Annotated in this window: 20 protein-coding genes, 1 pseudogene and 1 other annotated feature; of the genes and pseudogenes, 5 read left to right on the forward strand and 16 right to left on the reverse strand. The window is 48.0% G+C overall.

Features of this window, described 5'->3' with window-relative positions; genetic code table 11:
• Nucleotides 1–260 (reverse strand): annotated as a pseudogene (locus PMI05_RS26255) (glycosyl transferase family 1); the annotation flags it as partial.
• 211 nt (nt 261–471) lie between these two features.
• Between PMI05_RS26255 and PMI05_RS26260 the strand changes: the two are divergent.
• Together PMI05_RS26260 and PMI05_RS26265 are read left to right on the forward strand one after the other, a co-directional pair.
• A complete protein-coding gene (locus PMI05_RS26260) occupies nt 472–1,605 on the forward strand; it encodes a glycosyltransferase (RefSeq protein WP_039961427.1) in 1,134 nt (377 codons plus the stop codon).
• A gap of 162 nt (nt 1,606–1,767) precedes the next feature.
• Nucleotides 1,768–2,595: a M55 family metallopeptidase gene (locus tag PMI05_RS26265; RefSeq protein WP_007728484.1), complete on the forward strand. Its 828-nt coding sequence runs from the start codon at nt 1,768–1,770 to the stop codon at nt 2,593–2,595.
• A 257-nt stretch (nt 2,596–2,852) separates the two neighbouring features.
• Here PMI05_RS26265 and PMI05_RS26270 read toward each other — a convergent pair whose 3' ends face one another.
• From PMI05_RS26270 to PMI05_RS26295, 6 genes are all read right to left on the reverse strand, one after another.
• On the reverse strand, nt 2,853–3,053 hold the full coding sequence (locus PMI05_RS26270) for a cold-shock protein (RefSeq protein WP_007728493.1): 201 nt from the start codon (nt 3,051–3,053) through the stop codon (nt 2,853–2,855).
• Nucleotides 3,054–3,159: 106 nt separating this feature from the next.
• On the reverse strand, nt 3,160–3,924 hold the full coding sequence (locus PMI05_RS26275; RefSeq protein ID WP_007728494.1) for a DUF4179 domain-containing protein: 765 nt from the start codon (nt 3,922–3,924) through the stop codon (nt 3,160–3,162).
• A complete protein-coding gene (locus PMI05_RS26280) occupies nt 3,903–4,490 on the reverse strand; it encodes a sigma-70 family RNA polymerase sigma factor (RefSeq protein WP_007728495.1) in 588 nt (195 codons plus the stop codon). Before PMI05_RS26280 ends, PMI05_RS26275 begins: the two co-directional genes overlap by 22 nt.
• Nucleotides 4,491–4,635: 145 nt before the next feature.
• Nucleotides 4,636–5,934: a nucleotide sugar dehydrogenase gene (locus tag PMI05_RS26285; RefSeq protein WP_007728499.1), complete on the reverse strand. Its 1,299-nt coding sequence runs from the start codon at nt 5,932–5,934 to the stop codon at nt 4,636–4,638.
• 281 nt (nt 5,935–6,215) lie between these two features.
• Nucleotides 6,216–6,626: a DUF350 domain-containing protein gene (locus PMI05_RS26290; protein WP_007728502.1), complete on the reverse strand. Its 411-nt coding sequence runs from the start codon at nt 6,624–6,626 to the stop codon at nt 6,216–6,218.
• Nucleotides 6,627–6,643: 17 nt separating this feature from the next.
• Entirely contained in the window at nt 6,644–9,001 is a 2,358-nt protein-coding gene (locus PMI05_RS26295) for an endonuclease MutS2 (RefSeq protein WP_007728505.1), read from the reverse strand.
• Nucleotides 9,002–9,246: 245 nt separating this feature from the next.
• Between PMI05_RS26295 and PMI05_RS26300 the strand changes: the two genes are divergently transcribed.
• Nucleotides 9,247–9,621 carry a phage holin family protein gene (locus PMI05_RS26300; RefSeq protein WP_007728508.1) on the forward strand — a complete coding sequence of 125 codons (375 nt, stop codon included), beginning with the start codon at nt 9,247–9,249 and terminating at the stop codon, nt 9,619–9,621.
• Nucleotides 9,622–9,717: 96 nt separating this feature from the next.
• Here PMI05_RS26300 and zapA read toward each other — a convergent pair whose 3' ends face one another.
• From zapA to pheS, 3 genes are all read right to left on the reverse strand, one after another.
• A complete protein-coding gene (gene zapA / locus PMI05_RS26305) occupies nt 9,718–9,993 on the reverse strand; it encodes a cell division protein ZapA (RefSeq protein WP_007728510.1) in 276 nt (91 codons plus the stop codon).
• Nucleotides 9,994–10,075: 82 nt separating this feature from the next.
• Nucleotides 10,076–12,499 (reverse strand): phenylalanine--tRNA ligase subunit beta, encoded by a 2,424-nt coding sequence (pheT, locus tag PMI05_RS26310; RefSeq protein ID WP_007728515.1) that lies wholly within the window; start codon nt 12,497–12,499, stop codon nt 10,076–10,078.
• A gap of 15 nt (nt 12,500–12,514) precedes the next feature.
• Nucleotides 12,515–13,549 carry a phenylalanine--tRNA ligase subunit alpha gene (gene pheS, locus PMI05_RS26315; RefSeq protein ID WP_007728518.1) on the reverse strand — a complete coding sequence of 345 codons (1,035 nt, stop codon included), beginning with the start codon at nt 13,547–13,549 and terminating at the stop codon, nt 12,515–12,517.
• Nucleotides 13,550–13,729: 180 nt separating this feature from the next.
• Nucleotides 13,730–14,016 (reverse strand) — a binding site (T-box leader).
• A 120-nt stretch (nt 14,017–14,136) separates the two neighbouring features.
• Here pheS and PMI05_RS26320 point away from each other — a divergent pair.
• A complete protein-coding gene (locus PMI05_RS26320; protein ID WP_039961445.1) occupies nt 14,137–14,856 on the forward strand; it encodes a DUF2225 domain-containing protein in 720 nt (239 codons plus the stop codon).
• On the opposite strand, the gene PMI05_RS26325 is transcribed toward PMI05_RS26320, so the two are convergent.
• A complete protein-coding gene (locus tag PMI05_RS26325; protein ID WP_007728523.1) occupies nt 14,853–15,680 on the reverse strand; it encodes an RNA methyltransferase in 828 nt (275 codons plus the stop codon). The genes PMI05_RS26320 and PMI05_RS26325 overlap by 4 nt on opposite strands.
• Nucleotides 15,681–15,684: 4 nt before the next feature.
• Nucleotides 15,685–16,338, reverse strand: a complete 654-nt coding sequence (locus PMI05_RS26330; RefSeq protein WP_007728524.1) for a TrkA family potassium uptake protein — start codon at nt 16,336–16,338, stop codon at nt 15,685–15,687.
• Nucleotides 16,339–16,509: 171 nt separating this feature from the next.
• On the opposite strand from PMI05_RS26330, the gene sspI reads away from it, so the two are divergent.
• Nucleotides 16,510–16,746, forward strand: a complete 237-nt coding sequence (sspI, locus tag PMI05_RS26335) for a small acid-soluble spore protein SspI (protein WP_007728525.1) — start codon at nt 16,510–16,512, stop codon at nt 16,744–16,746.
• A gap of 27 nt (nt 16,747–16,773) precedes the next feature.
• Here sspI and PMI05_RS26340 read toward each other — a convergent pair whose 3' ends face one another.
• Genes PMI05_RS26340 through PMI05_RS26355 form a run of 4 tightly spaced genes read right to left on the reverse strand, consistent with a single transcriptional unit; the run spans nt 16,774 to nt 21,739 of the window.
• Nucleotides 16,774–17,904, reverse strand: coding sequence for an endospore germination permease (locus PMI05_RS26340; RefSeq protein WP_007728526.1), 1,131 nt, complete (start codon nt 17,902–17,904; stop codon nt 16,774–16,776).
• Between the two features lie 13 nt (nt 17,905–17,917).
• The gene (locus tag PMI05_RS26345) at nt 17,918–19,048 is read right to left on the reverse strand and encodes a Ger(x)C family spore germination protein (protein ID WP_007728527.1); all 1,131 of its coding nucleotides are present in this window, start codon (nt 19,046–19,048) and stop codon (nt 17,918–17,920) included.
• Nucleotides 19,041–20,201 (reverse strand): endospore germination permease, encoded by a 1,161-nt coding sequence (locus tag PMI05_RS26350; RefSeq protein ID WP_007728528.1) that lies wholly within the window; start codon nt 20,199–20,201, stop codon nt 19,041–19,043. The genes PMI05_RS26345 and PMI05_RS26350 overlap by 8 nt, the downstream gene beginning before the upstream one ends.
• Nucleotides 20,198–21,739 carry a spore germination protein gene (locus PMI05_RS26355; protein WP_039961434.1) on the reverse strand — a complete coding sequence of 514 codons (1,542 nt, stop codon included), beginning with the start codon at nt 21,737–21,739 and terminating at the stop codon, nt 20,198–20,200. The genes PMI05_RS26350 and PMI05_RS26355 overlap by 4 nt, the downstream gene beginning before the upstream one ends.
• Between the last annotated feature and the right edge of the window lie 113 nt (nt 21,740–21,852).

Raw genomic sequence — 21,852 nt, forward strand, 5'->3', positions numbered from 1 at the left:
TTGGCACTAGCTGATGCGGCTTGTCCCCCTCGATTCGGCAGCAACTGCCACTCCTTCGCACGGTGAATGGTGACATCACTCGGCAGCTGTGCCAAAAGGGATGGATCGAGCGTCGCATGATAAGCAGGATCTACTGTCAGCACATGGACATTCCAGCCAAACTCCCCCAAATATTTGGCCATTTTCAACGGTCTTGGCACGCCGCCTCCACCAATAGGAGGAAATATGTAGCATATGATCAACACGTTGTGCGTATTCATTTACGTAACCGTCCTTCTCCATTTCAATTTTCCATCATCAACGATACCATAAGTGCTGTCTTATTGCGAATCTAGCGGGCATCTGCTATAGTGAAAATGGCTTTGTTTATAAATGATCGTTCATTTTTTCGGTACACCGCCTCTATTCGGTCGTACCTCCATTTACATACCTCAGTAAGAGGTTTTTTAATTACGATTCGGGTGAATTCAGATGAGCAAATTACGAGTCCTCCACGTGATTGGCGGGGGGGAATTTGGCGGTGCTGAACAACATATTCTCAATTTGGTCACTACTTTTCCTGTCGACGAAGTAGATGTCGCAGTCGTATGCTTCTATGATTCTCTATTCGCGAGTAAATTGCGGGAATCAGGCATCCAAGTCATTACACTGAATCAGTTCGGACGTTTTGACTTACGATTGCTGCAGGCTCTGCGGAATGCCTTTTCCACATTCCAACCAGCGATCATCCATACGCATGGGATTAAAGCCAATTTCTTTTCCCGACTGGCAGCTCGCGGTATGAAGATGCCTTTGCTGACCACTGTTCACAGCTCCCTCCGTTATGATTATACAAGCTCCTTGGCCTATGCCATTGTCAACATAATGGAAATGAGCACGAGACATTGGAACCGTCATTATATCGCGATCAGTGGTGCGATTGCCGATATTTTACAGGGTCAGGGTGTTCGTTCGTCTGACATTAGTGTGATTTATAACGGAATGGACATGAAGCCTTATCGGCAAAACCATTTACGAGCGAATGACCGCAATCGACTACGTGCGGAATGGAACATACCAGAGGACGCCTTTTTGTTCGGGACAGCAGCTCGCTTTGTTCCCGTAAAAGGTCTCCCGATTCTGCTCGATGCTTTTCATACGCTAATGACGGACAAGACAGAGGCTCCTTATCTCGTGTTGATTGGAGACGGCTCTGAACGGGCTGCGCTCGAAGCCAAGGTAAAAGAATTGGGGCTGGAATCGCATGTTCGCTTTGCTGGATTTCGGCAAGATATTCCTGCGTGCTTGCATGCCTTAGATGGCTTTGTCCACTCTTCTCTGTACGAAGGGCTAGGTTATACCATCATCGAGGCGATGGCTTCGGAGGTTCCTGTCGTAGCAAGCAGTGTCGGCGGTGTGAAAGAGTTTGTTTTCGATGGCGATACGGGGTTGATCGTAGAACCGGGAAATCCCGCTTTGTTGGCGCAAGCAATGGAACGGCTATGGACTTCACCACAGTTGCGTGAGACCATGGTGCAAAACGCGCTGAACAAAGTAGAATCCACTTTTACCATTCAACTCATGACCGAACAAATTGTTGCTCTTTATCGTACGTTACTGAAATGACGAAAAGCACGGTGAAACGCGAACAGCGGGCATCGTGCTTTTTCATATGATTTGTTTGAAGAATCTGTTTTTATGGTTGCCTACTCATGATCAATCTGGTTACATATGAATTGGAACTATTTTGTATAACAAGCTGCACCAGACAGAAAGGGTGAAAATAAGATGAAACTATTTCTTTCGGTAGACATGGAAGGTATTTCAGGTATTGTGGATACGAGCTATATTAACCCAGATTCGGGGGTTAACTATCAGCGTGGTCGCCAGTTTATGACAGACGATGCCAATGCGGTTATTGAAGCTGCACTTGAGTCTGGTGTAACGGAAATTATTGTAGCAGACAGTCACAACACGATGAACAATATTCTCTGGGAAAAGCTCCATCCGAAAGCGAGACTGTTGGCAGGTTCTCCACGCGATTCGTCCATGATGCAGGGACTCGATGAGAGCTTTGATGCAGCGATGTTTATCGGCTATCATACCCGCCAAGGGATTCCTGGCGTGCTCAGTCATACGATGTCCGGTGTGGTTCACAATATGTATATCAACGGACAAGTCGTGGGTGAGTTCGGCTTTAACGCCGCGATCGCGGGCATGCACAACGTTCCTGTTGTCATGGTGTCTGGTGATAATCTCATCGCCGTCGAAGCACAGGAACTGATTCCAGGCATTCAAACTGCAATCGTGAAGGAAGCTGTATCCCGCACAGCTGCTATCTGTCTCTCGCGTGAAGAAGCGACCGCTGAACTGAAACGCAAGACAGCCAATGCCTTGCGCAACCGGAACAACATCCAGCCATTCCGTACAGCTGTACCTGTAGAGCTGGCGATGGAATTCTCCCATGCAGGACAAGCTGAGATGGCCGCAATTGTCCCGGGCACGCGCTATGAAACAGCAACAAACACGGTTTATTACAATGCAGCCAATCCGCAAGATATGTACAAAACGATGCGCGCCATGCTGAACCTGGCGTCGGGTGCTGAATTTTTTTAAAAAGCTAAGGGAGGAACGGAAGGGCTGAAATCAGTTCTTCCGTTCTATTCTTTTTTCCATTTTTTAATTGGTTTTATAAAGCCACTGAGAAAGAAGTGAATTTCCAGTCTTAGCGCCTCTGGAGCCGACAGTACCCTCCCTCAGCAGGGCGTAGGCCGAAGCGTAGACTGGAAATGCGCTTCTTTCCACCACTACAGCTACTTCAAACCAAATTAAAAAGCAGACCCATCACCTGAGTCTGCTTGTCGTTTCAGCTTTTATAGTCTCCGAACGTTCGTCGCTTGAGGACCGCGTTGACCGTTTTCTACGTCAAACTCAACCTCTTGTCCTTCGTCCAAGGATTTGTACCCTTCGCCCTGAATAGCGGAGAAGTGAACGAATACGTCATCTCCACCATCACGCTCGATAAAACCGAAACCTTTTTCGCTGTTGAACCACTTTACTCTTCCACGTTCCATTTTTGCCTCCTAGCATGTAACCCTTACATGACATTTGAAATATTGTCTTACCTCGGTTACTATTGCCATTTACGAGGCTTATTATACGTGACCAAACTTTTTTCTCCTACTTCGCAGCCTCTGTTGCTTCTTTGGCTTTGCTCTGGTCCACAATAAATTGTCCCTTCCAGTCGCCCTTTGTTTTACCGATCCGGTTCACATCGATATTTAAGGTGAGTGGCTGCGGTAGCTTGAATTCATGCGCGGCGAAGGCAAGAACGCCCTCTGGCTTGTCATGTTCGGCTATTCCAACCTCTACTTCCTTACCGGACTCGTCTGTTAAGTAGAAAGGCAAATTATCCTCTTTGCTAGTCCCGATAAAGCTTAGGACACTTGTCCCTTCCAAGCCTTTATCCTGGTACACAGGATTGCCATTTGCTTCGCCTACCACATCTAAACCTGTCGTATCGAATTCGAAAGGCACCAGTTCTCCATTTTGTTGTTCAATGCGATAGTGCAACAGAACTTTGCTATCTTCCGCATACACTTCCGTAAAATGAATCGTAATCCCCTGATCGGTAATTTTTTGATCGATCGGAATGGACAACCCTTCTGCCGCTGCTCGCTTAACCTCTTCACCCACCAAACCGTTCAAGTCTTTTGGATTGTCTGCAAAATAAGAGGTTCCATTTAAAGCCGCATATACTCCAGTCGGCAGTATAATAGCAGCAATTAATCCCATCATAACTAATTTTTTCTTCATCGTTACAGTCTCCTTTTTTTTGTGATAGCGATGAAAAGACTGCCTGACGCGCTGGTCGAGTTCATCAGGGATCGTGGTTTCGTCCATTTGTTTGGTGAGTGACTGTTTTATGATTTTTTCGATAGACATGTTTGGAGTTCCTCCTCATTCCATTCGACGTCAATCCACTCGCGGATTCGCTTTAATGCCAGATGATTTCTCGATTTTGCTGTGCCCACTGGTATTTGCAGCAGTTCGGCAATCTGATCGTACGTATAATCGTAGTAATACCGATAAATCACGACGATGCGCAGCTTGAACGGCAGCATTTGGATTGCTTGCTGCATCTCTGTGGCAGACTCCATCGCAAGCATTGGCTCATCCGGCGTTTCGACATGTTGCTCTTCTTCCAAGCTCTGTTTTCGTTCTAACAGACGGAATCTTCTCCAAATCTGTCTACGCCAGTTTTTCACCTGTCTAATGACAATCCCATTCACCCAGAAAAGAAACGGACGCTTGCGATCATAAGCAGGCAGTGATCTCCATAGCTGATAGTAAATTTCGCTTACAATATCATGAACATCTTCTTTATTCGTGACCATGGCTGCTACGGTACCGTAAATTTTTGTCCGTGTCATGCTGTAGACCACCTCAAAAGCTTCCTGGTCTCCATCTAGCAAACGGTCCAGCCACAGTTCTAACATTTGATCATTCATCGGAGGGCCCCCTGAATTTGTATACACCTTGTATTGGCTCTCTCGTTCAATATGGTTCACTACTTTATGAAAAAAACCTCTCCAAACGCTTTTACGTGCGTTTAGAGAGGTTTTCTCGTACGAATCACTGGGACTTGTTTAAGAATTAAATGCGCACCACAGTCGCCTTGCTGACAAGGTCACGCGGGATGCGGTTCTTCGTATCGAAGAGAATCGGCGCATCAGCCATCTTTTCAGCAACATTGGCCCAGTCCGCCTCAGCAAATTCCTTTTGAACAGCAGTCAGGAACAAAGCATCTGCTCCATTCACTGCTTTCTCCAGACTATCAACCTTGTGATCATACACAGTCGGAACAGCCGGATCGTAGGAACGAACGTCTACTCCTTTTGCTATGAGCACCTTGATCAGGTCGTGGACAGGGCTTACGCGGTCGTCATTGGAAAAGTCTTTCATCGCCATCCCCAATACAGCTACGCGGCTTCCTGCCAATGTCTTGCCATTATCCTTCAAGGCTTGTTCGAGCATGCCGATTAACACTTCAGGTACCGCATCATTCGTATTGCGAGCCAGTTGCAGAATCGGCATGTTTACTTCCAATTCACGTGCCTTAGGCTGCAAGTAGTACAGCGCATTCGGCAAGCAGAAGCCGCCTACACCCGGTCCTGGCGATAACAGGTTTACGCGTGTGTGCGTATTAGCAACCTTGATCAGCTCGAACGTATCGATGCCGAATGCCTCGGAGAAACGAGCGAATTCCTGCACCATCGCAATGTTCACATCACGCTGGATGTTCTCGATGACTTTTGCTGTCTCGACTACGCGGATATCCGTGATCGTGATGTCCGTCTCACTGATGAAGGACAACAACTCTTTTCCTTTTTCAGCGCTTTGTTCATTGATGCCACCCAGAACGAGCGGCATATGGATGAACTCTTCAAAAGCACGCCCCTCTGCAATTCGCTCCGAGCAGTATGTCAGGTAGAAATCGACACCAGCAACAAGACCGCTTGTTTCCTCCAAAATCGGCAGAATCACATCTTCTGTCGTTCCTGGTACGACGGTACTGCGGATCATGATAGTATCGCCTTTTTTCAATACACCACCGAGCGACTGTGCACAGCTTTTCAGCGGCCCGAGATTAGGATCGCCGTTATGAACAGGCAATCCGACTGTTACAATATAGTTATGGACTTCCGCAGCCGCTTCCTCGTAGGAGGACGTTGCACGGAAACGTTTTGCTTCAATCTGCTCTTTGAGGATCTCTGGCAACGTTTTTCCCTGATAGGACTCCAGGTGATGGGAATGTGCCGCATTGATCTCATCGACGACATGCGGTAAGACGTCAATACCGATGACGTTCGCTCCTTTCATGGCATAGGTAAGCGCCAACGGCAAGCCTACAAACCCCAATCCCACAACAGCTACGCGTACAGGTTGAGTCATTGCGTATCTCCTCTTTCACATTCTCTAAGTAAGGTCCGTATGACTGTAGTAGTCACGCGGCCAACTTGCGCATATTTTTAGGACAGGTAGTAAACACCTGCAGCGATAAAAAGCACACACAATCCGATGAGGACCTTGTACAACGTTTCCAAGGCTGTTCCTCCCCCATACAATCTTGGCTTGTCCTCTTTTTCGTAAAAAGGACTTTGATTGGGCAGAATAGTTTGGTACTCTTTCGCCAAATCAAATTATACTCTCGTTTGAAATAACGTTCAACCCGTCTAACGAGGCAAGGATGCCCCTATGATATACGAAAAACCGATGGACAGGACCATCGCAATAAAACCAATGGCCCTGTTATCTTTTGCAATTTCCTGATCGACATTAAATGTAGGGGTCATGAATTCAAAAATGAAGTACGCAGACAACAACAGGAAAAATCCGAATGTCGCCCAAATCAACGCTTCGCCCAAAGACAAATGCGCCTGAATGGAATAGCGGAAAATGTTCGCGATCCCAAAAATTTTCCCGCCTGTTGCCATTGCTACTGCCATGTTCCCACGCTTCAATTCTTCCCAAACACGATAACGCGTCACTAGTTCAAAAATGGCTAAGAATAAAACCATCGCCAGTCCAGACACAGTAAAATAAGCTGCAGTTGCAAAATATGGATTGTGTAGAAGGCTTTCCATATGTCCCTCCCGACCTCTTATTTCAATTCGGCAATGGTAGCACCTACGCCGCCTTCTCCTTGACCACCTAAGCGGAAGGATTTTACATTACGATGACTTCTCAAATACTCGTGTACGCCTTTGCGCAGTACTCCTGTCCCGTGTCCGTGAATGATGGAGACCGAGTGCAAGCCTGCCAACAGCGCATCATCTAAAAACTGATCGATTTCCCGAATGCTGTCCTCGACGTTGTAGCCACGCAAATCGAGATCCATCTTGATATTGTCACTGCGACGCTTCACAGAGGTGTACGGAGCCGCTTGCGGTTTTTGTTGGATCGAGTTTTGTACATGCATATCATCGCGCTTCACTTTCATTTTCATGATTCCGATCTGCACGAGGAATTCCTCATTGTTTACTTTTTCCAGCACGGTTCCTTTTTGTCCGAAGCTCGTCACCATTACCTCGTCGCCCACCTTGATCTGTGTGGCACGAACTGCTTTTGCCGGCTTCTTCACCTTTTCCTTCTCCAGCTCAAGGACGGCATTGCCCAAGCGCTTCTTCGCATCGATGAGACGATGCTCCTTGATTTCCATGCCTTCTGCCATCATTTCGCGCAGCTCGCGAATGATCGTTTCAGCTTCTTCTTTTGCGAGTTGAACAGCAATTCGCGCTTCGTCCTCTGCTCGCTCCATTCGCTTGTTTTTCTCTTCAGCAAATTGCGCGCGCTCTTCTTCCAGCTGTCTACGCAGCTCTTCCGCTTCCTGGCGTGCCGCTTTTGCCGCCAAACTGTCTGCTTCCGCTGACTTGCGATTACGCTCCAACGACGCGATCATGCTCTCGACCTGATTGTCTTCCTCACTGATCGAGCCGCGCGCTACATCAATGATGTGTTCTGGCAATCCCAGACGTCTTGCGATGGCAAACGCGTTGGATCTGCCAGGCACCCCGATGAGCAAGCGGTAAGTAGGACGCAGTGTCTGTACGTCAAATTCTACGCTGGCGTTGATGACCTCGGGCCTATCGTAGGCATACGCCTTCAATTCACTGTAGTGAGTCGTAGCAACCAATCTCGCGCCGGAATCAATCACATGGTCGATGATGGACATGGCCAGAGCAGCACCCTCTGTCGGGTCTGTTCCTGCCCCTAGCTCGTCAAACAGCACCAAGCTCTTGTCGTCCATTTTCGCCAAGATTTGAATAATATTGGTCATATGGCTCGAGAATGTAGACAGGCTCTGCTCGATGGATTGCTCATCCCCGATATCGGCAAAAATGGAGGAGAATACGGTCATCTCGCTCTCTTCCTCTGCCGGAATATGCAAGCCTGCCATGGTCATCAAGGACAGCAGTCCGATTGTTTTGAGGGAAACGGTTTTTCCGCCTGTATTCGGGCCTGTCACAACAATCGCCTGATACTCTCCACCTAGCTCCACATCTACAGGAACGACAACTTCTCGTGGAATGAGTGGATGACGCGCTTTTCGCATGTTTACGTATCCGCGATCATTGATGCGTGGGCAAATCGCCTTCATGCTCCAGGCAAGCTGAGCCTTGGCAAACATAAAATCGAGCTCTGTCAGCGCTTCTGTGTTCTCGATCAAAGCCTCTACCGCAAAGGATACCTGCTCCGTCAACACATACAGAATGCGCTCCACTTCACGCTCCTCGCGCAGGCGTAGCTCGCGAAGCTTGTTGTTCATCTCAACGATTACTTCCGGTTCAATAAAGAGCGTCGCCCCAGATGCCGACTGGTCGTGGACAATTCCGCCAAATACAGAACGATACTCCTGCTTCACCGGAATAACGAAACGATCGCCACGAATCGTAACGATGTTTTCCATCAGCATTTTTTGGTAAGTAGACGAACGTGTCATTTGATCGAGCTTTTCGCGAATGCGCGACTCGAGCTGTCTAATCTCCTGACGTACCTGTCGCAATTCAAGACTCGCGCTATCCAAAATATCGCCATTTTCATCAATACAGCGGCGAATTTCGGTTTCCAACTCGCGCAGGCCCTCAATACGCTCTGCCTCCTGTTGCAATAATGGCAGCTCGTGATCCTCACACATATCGAGCAAAAACGTTTTGAGCCTGCGTCCGGCCATAACGGTGCTGGCGATATCCAGCAATTCCATCGGGGCGAGCATGGCGTTCAATCTGGCACGCTGTACGGGACCGCGGATATCGCGAATGCCACCGAGAGGCACGCTGCCTTTTAAGCGTAACACGGTTGCTGCTTGTTCAGTCCCTTGCTGAGCGGTAATGACTTCATCCAAGCGTAAAAAAGGAATCAATTCTGATGCTTTTTCTTTACCATATGTGCAAGATGCCTTGTCAATCAACAGGGCGACTATTTTATCGTATTCTAACGTCTTAAAAACCCGTTGTTCCACTGTGCTCCTCCTTCTTTATCCAGCGGCGACCGTTGTACCGTGCGGGCGGGAGCGACGGTCTATACCGGCAATCATTACGATATCTCCCCATTATAGCATGGCAGCGGAGCTTAGAAAACTTGAGCAACGGATAGCTTCGGACAGGCACCACCGTCGAAGGATAATTTTACACGTTTTCGTTAGGCATAGTTCTACTCTTTGCGTGAGAGAATGAAAGGTGAAACAACCCTAAAGGAGGAGTACACTTGACGATCATGCGCCATATCGTCCGCTTTATCGTCGCTGCCGTAGTCCTGATGTTTGTCGGCTTTCTGGTCCCCGGCTTTTCGGTTAGCAGTTTTTGGACAGCTCTGTTCGCGGCCGTTGTCATCGCACTGATTGGCTGGGCCGTAGAAGCCATTTTCGGAGATCGAATTTCGCCGTACAATCGTGGTATTATCGGCTTCTTGGTTAGCGCCGTCGTGATTTATCTCACTCAGTTCATCGTCTCTGGCTTCCGCGTAACGATTCTTGGAGCGCTTCTGGCTTCCTTGGTGATCGGGATCATCGACTTGTTTATCCCGATCAAAACCCATATGGATTTGCGCGATGGAGATGCCGGGAACAAGCAGGAGACATAGGCAAAATGCATCAAAGAGCCATCCCATCAAAGGCGGGGTGGCTCTTCTCATTTTTACCCACAACGTGAAAAGAGAGGCATTGCGCCCCTCTTTTCCTTAATCTATCGGTTTAGCCTTTGCCTCTTCCTGAATGATTTTCAGCAGTTCTTCGTACTCCTGACGCAAGCGGAAGTATTCATCCGCGATATTGACCGCAGAAAGTACGGCAATTTTGGCAGTATCCAGTCGATGGTTGCCGTTTGCGATTTCGTTCATCTTGTCATCAACGAAACCGGCCACCATGCGTATGTGATTGACACTTGCCTTGCCACTGAGCCGGTATTGTTGGCCAAAGATGTCCACCGTCAAACGATTTTTCCCATCACCTTGCACGAGAGGTACCTCCCTACTGCGACCTTTGCTCTACTTTACCCTTTTTTAGGTTACTGAAAATGTCAGATTTCGTCAAGCAATCTTACATGCGCAGTTCAGCGCCTGTGTTGTTTTTCAAGGCTTCGATGACAGCAGTAGTCACTTGTTGAATCTCTTCGTCCTGCAAAGTACGCTCTGCGTGACGGAATACGAGGGCAAATGCCATGCTCTTCTTATCTTGGGCAATACGCTCACCCATGTATACATCGAACAAGGTTACGGACTCGAGCAGCTCACCTGCTGCTTCACGAATCGTTGCTTCCAATGCACCAGCAGCTACACTGCGATCCACAACGAGAGCCAAGTCACGCGTTATCGCTGGGGACTTCGGCAACTGATTGTAATGTCCTACCTCGGCAGACACATCAATCAAAGCAACTACATCAAATTGGAATACGTACGTTTCGGACAGATCATACGCTTTTTCTGTACCCGGATGAACTTGCCCCAGGTAGCCCAGACGTTTTTCTCCTACCCATACTTCTGCGGTACGTCCTGGGTGCATACCTGCAATGTCCTGAACCGCTTTGTATTCGGCACCTCGGATACCCAAACGAGCAAAGAGTGATTCGACAATCCCTTTGGTTTGGAAGAAATCAACAGGCTGCTTGGCACCCATCCAGTTTTGTGTGAGCAGTTGTCCAGTCAATGCACCCGCTACATACAGACGCTCTTCCGGAAGCTGCGTGAGTGTTTCTTCTTTCGTCAAGAACACACGGCCCAATTCGAAAATCGCAACATCGTGGTTTTGACGGTTTTTATTGTAAGCGACTGTTTCCAAGAGGCTAGGAATCAAGCTCGTGCGCAGAACGCTATGGTCTTCACTCATTGGCATCATGAGCGCAACAGGGTTTACTTTTTCCTGATGCAGACCCGCTACTGCCTCGACACGATCTGGATGAACCAGTGCATAGGAAATCGCTTCATTCATGCCAGTACCGATCAGGTGATGACGGATAGTACGGCGCAGTTGCTGTTCTTTTGTCAACTGTCCCTGTGTAGTCGAACCGGAAGGCAAGCTGGTCGGAATGTTGTCGTAGCCGTACAGACGCGCAACCTCTTCCACCAAATCCTCTGGCAGCGTAATGTCGCCACGTCTCGTTGGAACGGTTACCGTCCATTTGTCGCCCGCTACTTCATACGGGAATTGCAGACGCTCGAAAATCGGCGATACTTCAGAAGCCGACATGTCGGTTCCGAGATGCTGATTGATTTTTGCAAGCGTAACGGAAACAACAGCAGGCGCAGCTTCGCTTACAACAGCAGAGCTGATTCCTTTGGATACTGTTGCCCCAGACAATTGCTGAATCAGCGCAGCGGCGCGCTCACCAGCTTCTTGTACACGTGCTTGGTCAACGCCTTTTTCCCAACGTACGCAGCCTTCTGTACGCATGCCGAGCATACGAGCTGTGCGACGTACAGTTTTTGGCGTGAACCAAGCTGCTTCGAGAATGATTTCACTCGTCTCACCAGTAATTTCGGAGTTCGCTCCGCCCATTACACCGGCGATCGCCAAGCCTTTGGTCTGGTCGGCAATCAGCAAGGTTTGCTCATCCAGCGTGCGCTCTTGATCGTCCAATGTCACGAGCTTTTCGCCCTCTTTTGCCAGTCGAACGACAATAGAGCGATCAGCTACCTGTGTCGCATCGAAAGCATGCAGCGGCTGACCGTACTCGAGCAGGACATAGTTGGTCACGTCTACCACGTTGTTGATCGGACGAATTCCCGCTGCCATCAGGCGATTTTTCATCCATTGCGGAGATGTCGCGATTTTGGCGTTGGTGAAGTGACGACCGTGGTATTGATAACTTTCATTTGTAGCTTCGATCTTGACTTGGATTGGGTTTTCGCCACCATTTTCGGTCAGCTCGATTTGCGGGAATACCACTTCTTTGCCCAAAATAGCGGCTACCTCGTAAGCAACCCCCAGCATGCTCAAGCAATCCGAACGGTTCGGCGTCAGTCCCAATTCCAGCACATAGTCATCCAAGCCGAGGTACGAAATAGCATCCATTCCGATTTCCGCATCCGCTGGCAAGACCATAATGCCTTCTTGCTGATCTTTTGCCAAAAGCTTTTCGTTTAAGCCCAATTCTTTTGCCGAGCAGATCATCCCTTGGGATTCTACACCGCGCAGCTTGGAACGCTTGATGTTCAGACCATCTGGGAGCTTCGCACCGACCAAGGCAACGAGAACTTTTTGTCCCTTGTCTACGTTCGCTGCACCACATACGATTTGCAGGTCTTCTCCTTGTCCTGCATCAACGACGCATACGTTGAGACGGTCTGCATCCGGGTGCTTGCTGCGTTCTTTTACATAACCGATCACAACACCGGATACACCTGCATTGCGCGATTCAACTGCGTCTACTTCAATCCCGCTGCGAGTCAGCTTTTCAGCCAACTCCTGGGGCGTCGTTCCACTCAGATCGACGTATTCAGATAACCATTGGTATGATACCTTCATCTTTGCCTCTCCTCTCTAGCCTCGATTGAACTGACGCAGGAAACGAACGTCGTTGGTATAAAAATGGCGGATGTCCTCTACCGCGTATTTGAGCATCGCAATTCGTTCTACACCCATACCGAATGCAAAGCCGCTGACTTCCTCAGGGTTGTAGCCGGCCATTTCCAGTACGCGCGGGTGAACCATACCAGCACCCAAAATCTCGATCCAACCCGTTTGCTTACACACACGGCAACCGTGACCACCGCAGTTGAAGCATTGCAGGTCTACTTCTACGGAAGGCTCCGTGAACGGGAAGAAGCTTGGGCGCAGGCGAATTTGTTGGTTTTCCCCAAACATTTGACGGGCAAACGTCAAGAGGGTACCTTTCAAGTCACTCATCCCGATTTTTTTATCAATCACGAGACCCTCGATCTGCGTGAATTGGTGGGAGTGTGTCGCATCGTCATCATCGCGGCGATACACTTTACCCGGACAGATCATTTTGAGTGGGGTCTTGCCTTCTTTTTTCAACATCGTGCGTGCTTGCACAGGAGATGTCTGCGTACGAAGCAGTAGCTCTTCTGTAACGTAGAACGTATCTTGCATATCGCGTGCCGGGTGATCTTTCGGCAGGTTCAGCATCTCGAAGTTGAAGTGGTCCATTTCAACCTCAGGACCTTCTGCCACCTCAAAGCCCAAACCGATGAAAATGTCTTCGATCTCTTCAATGATCCGAGAGAGCGGGTGCATGGTGCCTGCTGGTACTGGACGTCCTGGCAGTGTCACATCGATCGTTTGAGAAGAAAGCTTGGCAAAGAGAGCCGCTTCTTCAAAGGCTTGTTGTTTGCCGGAGAACGCTGCTTCCAGCGCTTCCCTTACTTCATTCACCAGCTGACCGACAACTGGACGCTCTTCTGGGGACAGGCCGCCCATTCCGCGCAGCAGTTCTGTCAACTCGCCCTTTTTCCCCAGGTATTTGACGCGCAAATCCTGGAGTTGTGCGGCTTCTGTCACTTGGCTGATTTGGCCCAATGCGGACTCTTTCATTTCTTGCAACCGAGTTTGCACTTCGAATCGCTCCTTTTTTCATTTGATAAAATAACCTCTATCGAGGCCTTCTCATGGATGAGCGACCGCGTCTTAGCGGAAAGTTATTATGCGCTCCGGAAAGTTTAAGCACAGTCGCTTTTTCAAACTGTGAAGCACTTAAACTTTCTTCCATGTAAAAAAAAGAAAAACCCGCCCCAAAAAAGGGACGAGTTACTTTTTTCTCGCGGTACCACCCTTGTTAGACATTTCACTTCCACCCTGTGACAAATCCATGACAACATCACTAGTGGAAAGAGACATTTGTCTCACTTCAGATCATTGGTAACGGGTATGACCCGGCTGCTCCTACTGCGCAAAAAGCGGTTCAGAGTGCGGCTTTGGAGTGAATTCGGCAGCTATCATGTTAAAGATGCTCGCAGTCTGTGACATCTTCTCCCTGAAAAAACAGATAGGTCCTGCGTACTAGTCTCCGTCATCGCTTTACGTTATAATTGTGACGTAAGGAAAATTATAGCGCAACAAGAGCGAACTTTCAATTCTACAAATGTTACATATCAAGAGAGTGTTTTCATATGTATGTTACCCATTCGAAAGGGGATTTTGACATGATTGATAATGTTTCCGCCCTTTACGATAAGACAAGCAACTGCCGCCACTGCCAAGCTACCTTTTCGACTAAAAGGATCAGAAGCGGCACGTTGACGATGATTCATCGCGACAGCGATTTTTATACCACTTTTAAAGAGCAATCTTTAAATCCCATTATATATACCGTCAATGTCTGCCCTGAATGCGGCTTCGCCTTTACGGATCAATTCCGGGACAAGCTCGCCCCTTGGCAAAAACAGATTGTGGATGAACAAATCTCCTCGAAATGGACGCCAAAAGATTTTGGCAATGTTCGCCATGTACCAGAAGCCATTGTCAGCTACAAACTGGCCATTTACGCTGCTGAACTAACGGATCAGCCCCATTCCGTAAAAGCGGGTTTGTATTTGCGTCTCGCATGGCTTTATCGATTCCAGAAAAATGTAGCGGAAGAAATGCGCTTTATCGATATGGCTGTGGAAGAATATGAACAATCGTATATTCATTCCGACTATACACGCGGCGATAAGGAAATGACCGAAGTCCGCTTGCTGTACTTGATTGGTGAACTCTACCGCAGACTCGAAAAGTTTGACTTAGCCATCAAGTATTTCGGCAAAGCTCTAGCTTTTCGCAACCACACCATTGAGAGCGGCATTATCCGGATGGCGCAAGATCAATGGCAGCTCGCGCGCGAAGAGTACAAAGAGAAAAAAAGTGAGCAAAAGATCGGCTAAGCATGCCGATCTTTTCTTTTGCGTTGTACCTCGTATACAAAAATTCCTGCCGCGACTGCTGCATTCAATGACTCTGCGCCGCCATAAAGCGGGATGTGAACGAATTGATCTGCCCTGGTAAACATCTCTTTGGAGACGCCTCTTCCTTCATTTCCGATTACCATTGCCGTCAGACCAGCATAATCAGCCTCGTCATAGGAAACACTGTTTTGCTCCAAGGAAGAGATCAGAACTCGCCCTCCCTTTGCCTTCCATTCATCTGCCGTCTCGACTAACGACTGTGTAAAGACCGGGATGCGGAACAGTGCCCCCATTGTGGCCCGTACCACTTTTCCATTGTAAATATCGACACTGCCACTTCCAAGTACGACACCATCAACTGCTGCCGCTTCTGCTGTACGCAAAATCGTGCCGAGGTTGCCCGGGTCTTGTATTTCGTCCAAAAAGAGGAGTAGCAAGCTGCCTTGTTCCTCTCTCTTCTTATCTACCCATTTTGTCCAATCTACTGCTGTTTTTTTCACTTCGGCCACAATTCCTTGCGGCGACTTTGTTTCGGACAGCTTCGCCAGCACTGCTTCTGATGCCGCAATGACCTGAACAGATTCCGGATGATTAGCCAGAGCACGCTGACAGGCAGGGTCCATGTCACGCTGTTGATCGTAAATAACGGTGACTACCTCCGCCCCGCTTTTTAACGCCTCCTCTACCAGATGCGCCCCTTCCACGAGAAAACGCTGCTGCTCTTCTCGTCCTTTCCGAGACAGCAACTGGTGCAATCGCTTTACCAGAGGGTTTTGTACCGAAGTAATGATTTCATTTGTCATAAACCTATGCCCGCTCCTCAAATTCGCGTAAGTCTTTGTTGTTCCCGATCACCACAAGCACGTCGCCGTATTGGATGACTTCATCCGGGCTAGGAGCGATGTTGAATTTATCTCCGCTTTTGATGGCAATAACGTTGACCTCGTATTTTTTCCGAATATCCAGTTGCCGCAAGTTTTGACCGACCAGCTTGGACGACACGACTACCTCCGCCACGCTGTAGTCCTCTGCCAGCTCAATAAAATCAAGAACGTTAGAGGAGATCAGATTGTGGGCGACCCGCACCCCCATGTCACGCTCAGGGAATACGACACGGTCAGCTCCTACCTTGTACAATACTTGCCCATGGCGCTCATTCTGTGCTTTTGCCACGATCTTTTTGACACCCAAGTCTTTCAGCGTCAATACCGTCAGGATGCTCGCCTGAATATCGACCCCAATGGCCACGACAACCACGTCAAAATTACGGATGCCGATTTCCTTCAAGGCGCGTTCATCCGTAGAATCAGCTGCTACCGCGTGCGTTACGTACTGAATATTTTCGTTAATACGCTCCTCGTTCTCATCTATTCCCATGACTTCATAATCCATCTCGTACAGCGTTCTCGCCACGCTAGAACCAAAACGTCCCATCCCGATAATGGCAAATTGCTTGGACATATTAATCTTCTCCTTTACGGAACTTACCAATATCAAGCATTATAGCACAACAAAAACATCCGCCACAAAATGCTCATGAACGTTTTGTACGAAATACATGGTATGCACAAAACAGCGTTTACAAATACTATTTCTTGAATTCATTCTCACAAGAGAGGTGCAAGCACGTTCATGAATATTGCCTCACTCAACTTACGACAAGCGATCATGTACAAGATGCAAGGCTCAGATCCAAACGCAGTGGAAGAAACCATCAGTGATGCCATCTCTAGCGGTCAGGAGAAGACTCTCCCAGGTTTAGGCGTTTTGTTCGAAGTGCTGTGGCAAAACAGTGATGCGTCCTCACGTCAATCCATGATTACGACTATCGCGGAACACTTGCCTGAGCAAGCCGAAAAACCGATCTAAAAAAGCAAGCTACAAAGGGAGGGACTCTTATGTCCCTCCCTTTTCATTGTTTACTTCCCGGCCTTTATTGAACTGATTGCGTATGAATTGGGTGATTGCCAGCAAGATGGGAATGATGATGGTTATCAAAAATCCCACGACAGTCAAATGCTGTGTATAAGAAAACAGCTCCACTATATTTTGCGGTACTAATGTTAGGAAAGATAGGGGCACCATGATCACAATCGCGGTGATTTGTTGAAAACGAATGCCTTTGCGAAACCAGCGCCGCAGTGAAAAAATCGTCGCGTAAAGCATATTCCCGATCGTTGTAAATACAGTAGCAACCCATATCGCAAGAAAAGCGGACTCAAAACGCTCCAAAAACCAGCCGGTTCTCTGCGTTACCTTGACCAGTTCAAGTGTAGGCCAAACCAACCTCTGCAATTCTTCATAGCCAAATACAGTAATGCCTGCGACAACTGTGATCACATAAACGACAAGAGCAAAGCTCATACCTGTCATGCTGGCTACCCCTAGCCTTGCCCCGGGAATAGCGAAGGCAAAGTAAACCATTAACAGCTCATATCCGGTGTAGAGCGTATACGTATTCAGACTCGTTTCCATGACATGTGTCCATGACTCTAGATGGAATGGCAATAAATTGTACCAATCTGCGTTCATGAAGGAGACGAGCGGAATCAAAAGAGACGGGAACAGGAGGAAAGGAATCAACAGCTCATTTACCCTTGCCACAACTTCAATCTCATGAAAACAAAGAAACATGACCAACAATAGCAATGTGATGATAATTACTTCCAGTGGCGTTTGCGGCAATACAGAGGTCACGACGACTTCCCCGAACAATCTGGCTGTGATTCCCGCATTGAGGAACTGATAGAGAATGAAAAGAAACACACATAGGGTACCGATGGCAACGCCAAATATCCTCGGCATAAATTCGACAAAGGTAAGGCCAGGAAACTGGTTACCTAAATAAACGATAGCCGCCACAGCCACGGATGCTATCAAAGCACCTGCTATGGGTCCCAACCACCCCATTTGAAGAAGAAGTTTGGTTGCCGTTCTCGGGATGATGAGGATACCCACCCCGATCATCGAACTGATCATAATGCTTGTCAGTTGCCAGGTACCAAAATTACGTTGCTGATTCTCCACAGTGATCGCTCTCCTATTGCATTTCCATACCAAGACGGCGTAGCTTGATTGTGTATGTAACACGGACCGGAAAATCCCTGAAATCTTCCTTCCAATTGTGAGTTTTCCAGTAGTCTTGGTAATGCGTCGCACGCAGTGTAAGGCCCAGTTTCAAAATGTCACTATTGTACTGCTTTTGTAATTGCTGCAATAGCTTCTTTGCGCGGTTTTCCATTTCTTTTTGGATAAGTGCTTGCATTTGTAAGACGAATTGCTCCGCCGGAATTTTCAAGTCTTCTGTGAGTTCGACAATATCTCCTTGGAGCTCGCAATGATAAGTAGCGGAAGAGGAGTTGTGAATGATCACCTTTTTTTTTACAAAGTGCGGACGAAAACCCACATATCCGTTCTTGGTTTTCGGCAACGGGATCACAATGTCTCCACCCGGTTTTTCATTGCGCAGCTGGAGCAATATCCATGTATGCACGTGATCCAATATCCCCACCATCTTGTGTCCGCGAAACACAGCAACCCCTTTCCAACTCACCTCATTCTTACTTGCCTCTACATAATTCAAAAACGGCTCCATGGTTAGATTAGAGGTCTGATTGAAATAGTCGCCCAACGTTTGGTCCGGAATTCTTCCTAATTTCATGCCATTTTCGATCAGCCCCATCATATAGACGACTGGAATCGGCTCGATCCTCGGCTTGATTTCTAGCAAGGTAGACGCTTTGCCCTTTACGACGATCGGCCACAGGAGTCGCCGTATTTGCGGTTCGCGACGAAAGCTGTCCATGATGTCTTGGATTCCCTTTTTAGCGACCTCCTCACTCACGGCAAGAATACGGGTATGTCCAAGAAACAATCGCTGGTTCAGCCGCATTTGCAAGTTGTTGGCAGCGTCTGTCACCGTTCTTCCTGTCACGCTCATGATTTTCACGGCATCTGCATTATTTCCTCCACCCTTCCCGCTACTCCCTGCGATTTTGATGGGAATCGGAATTTGGACGGTCAGTTTGTACAGTTTTTCATTTTTTTCATCCTGATCAATCGCAATAGCCAACACCGATGCGCGTTCCTCTAATTCACGTCTGTCCCAGCACCCTGTCAGAAAGATTGTACAAATGATCAGCAAAGCGAAGTATCTAAGAGACTTACCCATCGATATTCCGCCCCTCTCGTCGGGTCACCATGTCACGGATAAGGATTGCTATCCAGTAAACGACAGGGATCAGCAAATTAATGACCAGACTAGACAACCCCAGCAACGACGACCACTTAAATACTTCTGTAATGTTTTGTGGAATAAGGGCAAAAAAGAATAATGGGACGAGAAGGGCAGCAGCCACGATTCTTTGAAACCTGATTCCCTTGCGAAACAACTGTCTCAGTGAATAAACAACCGCGTAATACGCATTAGCTACCGTAGTAAATACAGCCGAAACCCACACTGCCAAAAAAGCGGACTCCAATCGCTCCAAGATCAATCCAGGCACCTGGGTCGTCTTGACCAATTCAAGTGTCGGCCACGTCACCCTCTGCAACTCTTCGTACCCAAATACCGAAATGCCAGCCACCACAATTAACATGTAGAGCAATGCTGCAATTAACAAACTGTAAAATCCCGCTAATTCTCTGTTCGTGTTTTGTTGCGCATAGGCGAAAAAGACGAACATAATTTCAAAACCGGAATAGGAATAAATTCCTTCGTATACTCCCTCAACCATTGAACGGATTGACACATGATTAATCGGGAGGAGATTCCCTAATTCCGCCTTTTGGAACGACGCAATCGCGATAAAAAGAAGTGGAAAGATAATAAGAGGAAACAGCAGCTCGTTCACTCGCGCTACTACTTCCACCTCATGCATGCACAAAAATAGCACCAGCAAAAACATCGTGATAAGCATAACTTCCAACGGAGTCTGCAAAAGAACGGAAGTCACAACCACTTCACCAAATACGCGCGATACGACTGCCGTGGAAAAATACAGGTAGACCAGATAGATACAAATCCAAGGGAGGCTGAATACTTTGCCCACCCAAGGCCGTCTGGCAGATCCCCATACCTTGTGACTGTATTCAATAAAGGTTTCCCCTGGGTAACGCCTGCTTAATTTGACAATTAACCATAAGGAGACATACGCACCTGCTGAGCCAATCAGAGGAGCGATCCAGCCTGCCTCAAATAATTTCGAGCTGGTTGTGCGAGGAAGGGTCAATACGCCGACACCGATTAAGGTACTTGTGATGAGACAAATTTGCTGCCACATCGATAGAGCCTGATGCCAGCCGTGCCCCTCCCTCCTGTTCATTTCGGTTTTTCCTCCTCTCTCATCCGGATTTTATCTTGAACATGAAACATCATCGGCCTTGTTTTCATAAGATGATGCGGGGCCCGTACGAACAAGTCCTTCATTCCATTCAGGTTGAGCGGACTGAGTGGGCTCATATAGGGTACTCCAAACGATTTCAGTGAAGACAAGTGAATGAGGATGACGATCAAAAACAGCATAATACCGTAAAGACCAAACATCCCTGCCAAGATCATAACCGGGAAGCGGAGCATGCGAATGGCAATTGCTGCACTGTAACTCGGGGATGCGAACGAGCCGATTGTCGTCACAGCTACGATGATCACCATGACAGGACTGACAAGCCCGGCCGTTACCGCTGCTTCTCCGACCACGAGTGCTCCAACAATCCCGATCGTAGGACCTATTGGCCCCGGCAGCCTCACGCTCGCTTCCCTCAATATCTCAATGGCCAGCTCCATAATCAGGGCTTCGATTAAAGAAGGGAATGGAACGGTAGATCGTCCTGCCGCCATCGCAATGACCAGCCGAGAAGGGATCATCTCTGGATGAAACGCACTAAAAGCGATATAAAGAGAAGGCAACAGCAAGGCGATACTGATACTAATAATCCGAATGAAACGAATCAAGGTCGCGATGTAAAATCGCTCGTAATAATCCTCGGGACTCTGATAAAACTGCGAAAATACAGCTGGAGCAATCAAGCCGAACGGAGTCCCATCTACCAGAATGCCTACCTTCCCTTCCAAAAGATTGGCCACTACTTTGTCAGGACGTTCCGTATTTTGAATCTGCGGGAATGGGGACCATCTCCGATCCTGGATCATTTGTTCGATGTAGCCACTCTCCAGCACAGAATCCACACGAACATTACTCTCTATTCTCGCAATCACTTCCTCGACCATCGGGGGATACGCAATGCCGTCGATGTGCATGACGTAAATGTCAGTCTGTGTTCGTTCACCGACAACCATATGACGCACTCTGAGATTGGGGTCCTTCAACCGGAAGCGGATCAGCGCTGCATTCACGCACAACGTTTCACAAAAACCATCGCGTGGCCCTCGTACGACTGATTCCGTCTGAGGCTCTTCCACTGAACGCCTGTCCCAACCTCTCGTGTTATTCAAATAAGCATTTTGACACCCATCGATGATCAGTACCGCACATCCAGACAAAATATTTCGGACGATCTGCCTCAGTTTGTCTGTCAAATCCAGCTCATTTGTCGCCGGGTCATGATAGGTGATATCGGGAGTCGTCATATAGCGAATAATAAAATCACTGATGACATTGCGATCCACCATGCCATCTATAAAAACGATAGCGGCTTGAGCCTTCGACTTTGTTTGAAAACGACGAACGACGAGATCGTCACACTTTCCAAACTGCGCTTGAATCAATTGGATGTTTTCTTCCACATTTGTCGTGAGCGCAACATCCGATACGCTTTCCATGCTCTTGTCGGAGTGCTGCTCCAACGTTTTTGACTGGAGGGCTTCTTTTCTTTTTTGCCATGCTTGAAAAAACTGGTTCAAGCTGCTCACCCTTATCCATGGAATGTATCCTGCCTACAGGTACGGATAGTGTGCCCAATAATGGAAAGGAAATCCCGTAAAAGGCGTATTCAAAAAGAAAAACAGGTCCAACC

This window comes from Brevibacillus sp. BC25 (assembly GCF_000282075.1).
Classification (GTDB): domain Bacteria; phylum Bacillota; class Bacilli; order Brevibacillales; family Brevibacillaceae; genus Brevibacillus.

Coding starts and splice junctions, on each gene's coding strand:
- PMI05_RS26260 (WP_039961427.1), top strand. CDS start 472: ATGAGCAAATTACGAGTCCTCCACGTGATTGGCGGGGGGGAATTTGGC.
- PMI05_RS26265 (WP_007728484.1), top strand. CDS start 1,768: ATGAAACTATTTCTTTCGGTAGACATGGAAGGTATTTCAGGTATTGTG.
- PMI05_RS26270 (WP_007728493.1), bottom strand. CDS start 3,053: ATGGAACGTGGAAGAGTAAAGTGGTTCAACAGCGAAAAAGGTTTCGGT.
- PMI05_RS26275 (WP_007728494.1), bottom strand. CDS start 3,924: ATGTCTATCGAAAAAATCATAAAACAGTCACTCACCAAACAAATGGAC.
- PMI05_RS26280 (WP_007728495.1), bottom strand. CDS start 4,490: ATGAATGATCAAATGTTAGAACTGTGGCTGGACCGTTTGCTAGATGGA.
- PMI05_RS26285 (WP_007728499.1), bottom strand. CDS start 5,934: ATGACTCAACCTGTACGCGTAGCTGTTGTGGGATTGGGGTTTGTAGGC.
- PMI05_RS26290 (WP_007728502.1), bottom strand. CDS start 6,626: ATGGAAAGCCTTCTACACAATCCATATTTTGCAACTGCAGCTTATTTT.
- pheT (WP_007728515.1), bottom strand. CDS start 12,499: ATGAAGGTATCATACCAATGGTTATCTGAATACGTCGATCTGAGTGGA.
- PMI05_RS26320 (WP_039961445.1), top strand. CDS start 14,137: ATGATTGATAATGTTTCCGCCCTTTACGATAAGACAAGCAACTGCCGC.
- PMI05_RS26325 (WP_007728523.1), bottom strand. CDS start 15,680: ATGACAAATGAAATCATTACTTCGGTACAAAACCCTCTGGTAAAGCGA.
- PMI05_RS26330 (WP_007728524.1), bottom strand. CDS start 16,338: ATGTCCAAGCAATTTGCCATTATCGGGATGGGACGTTTTGGTTCTAGC.
- sspI (WP_007728525.1), top strand. CDS start 16,510: ATGAATATTGCCTCACTCAACTTACGACAAGCGATCATGTACAAGATG.
- PMI05_RS26345 (WP_007728527.1), bottom strand. CDS start 19,048: ATGGGTAAGTCTCTTAGATACTTCGCTTTGCTGATCATTTGTACAATC.
- PMI05_RS26350 (WP_007728528.1), bottom strand. CDS start 20,201: ATGAACAGGAGGGAGGGGCACGGCTGGCATCAGGCTCTATCGATGTGG.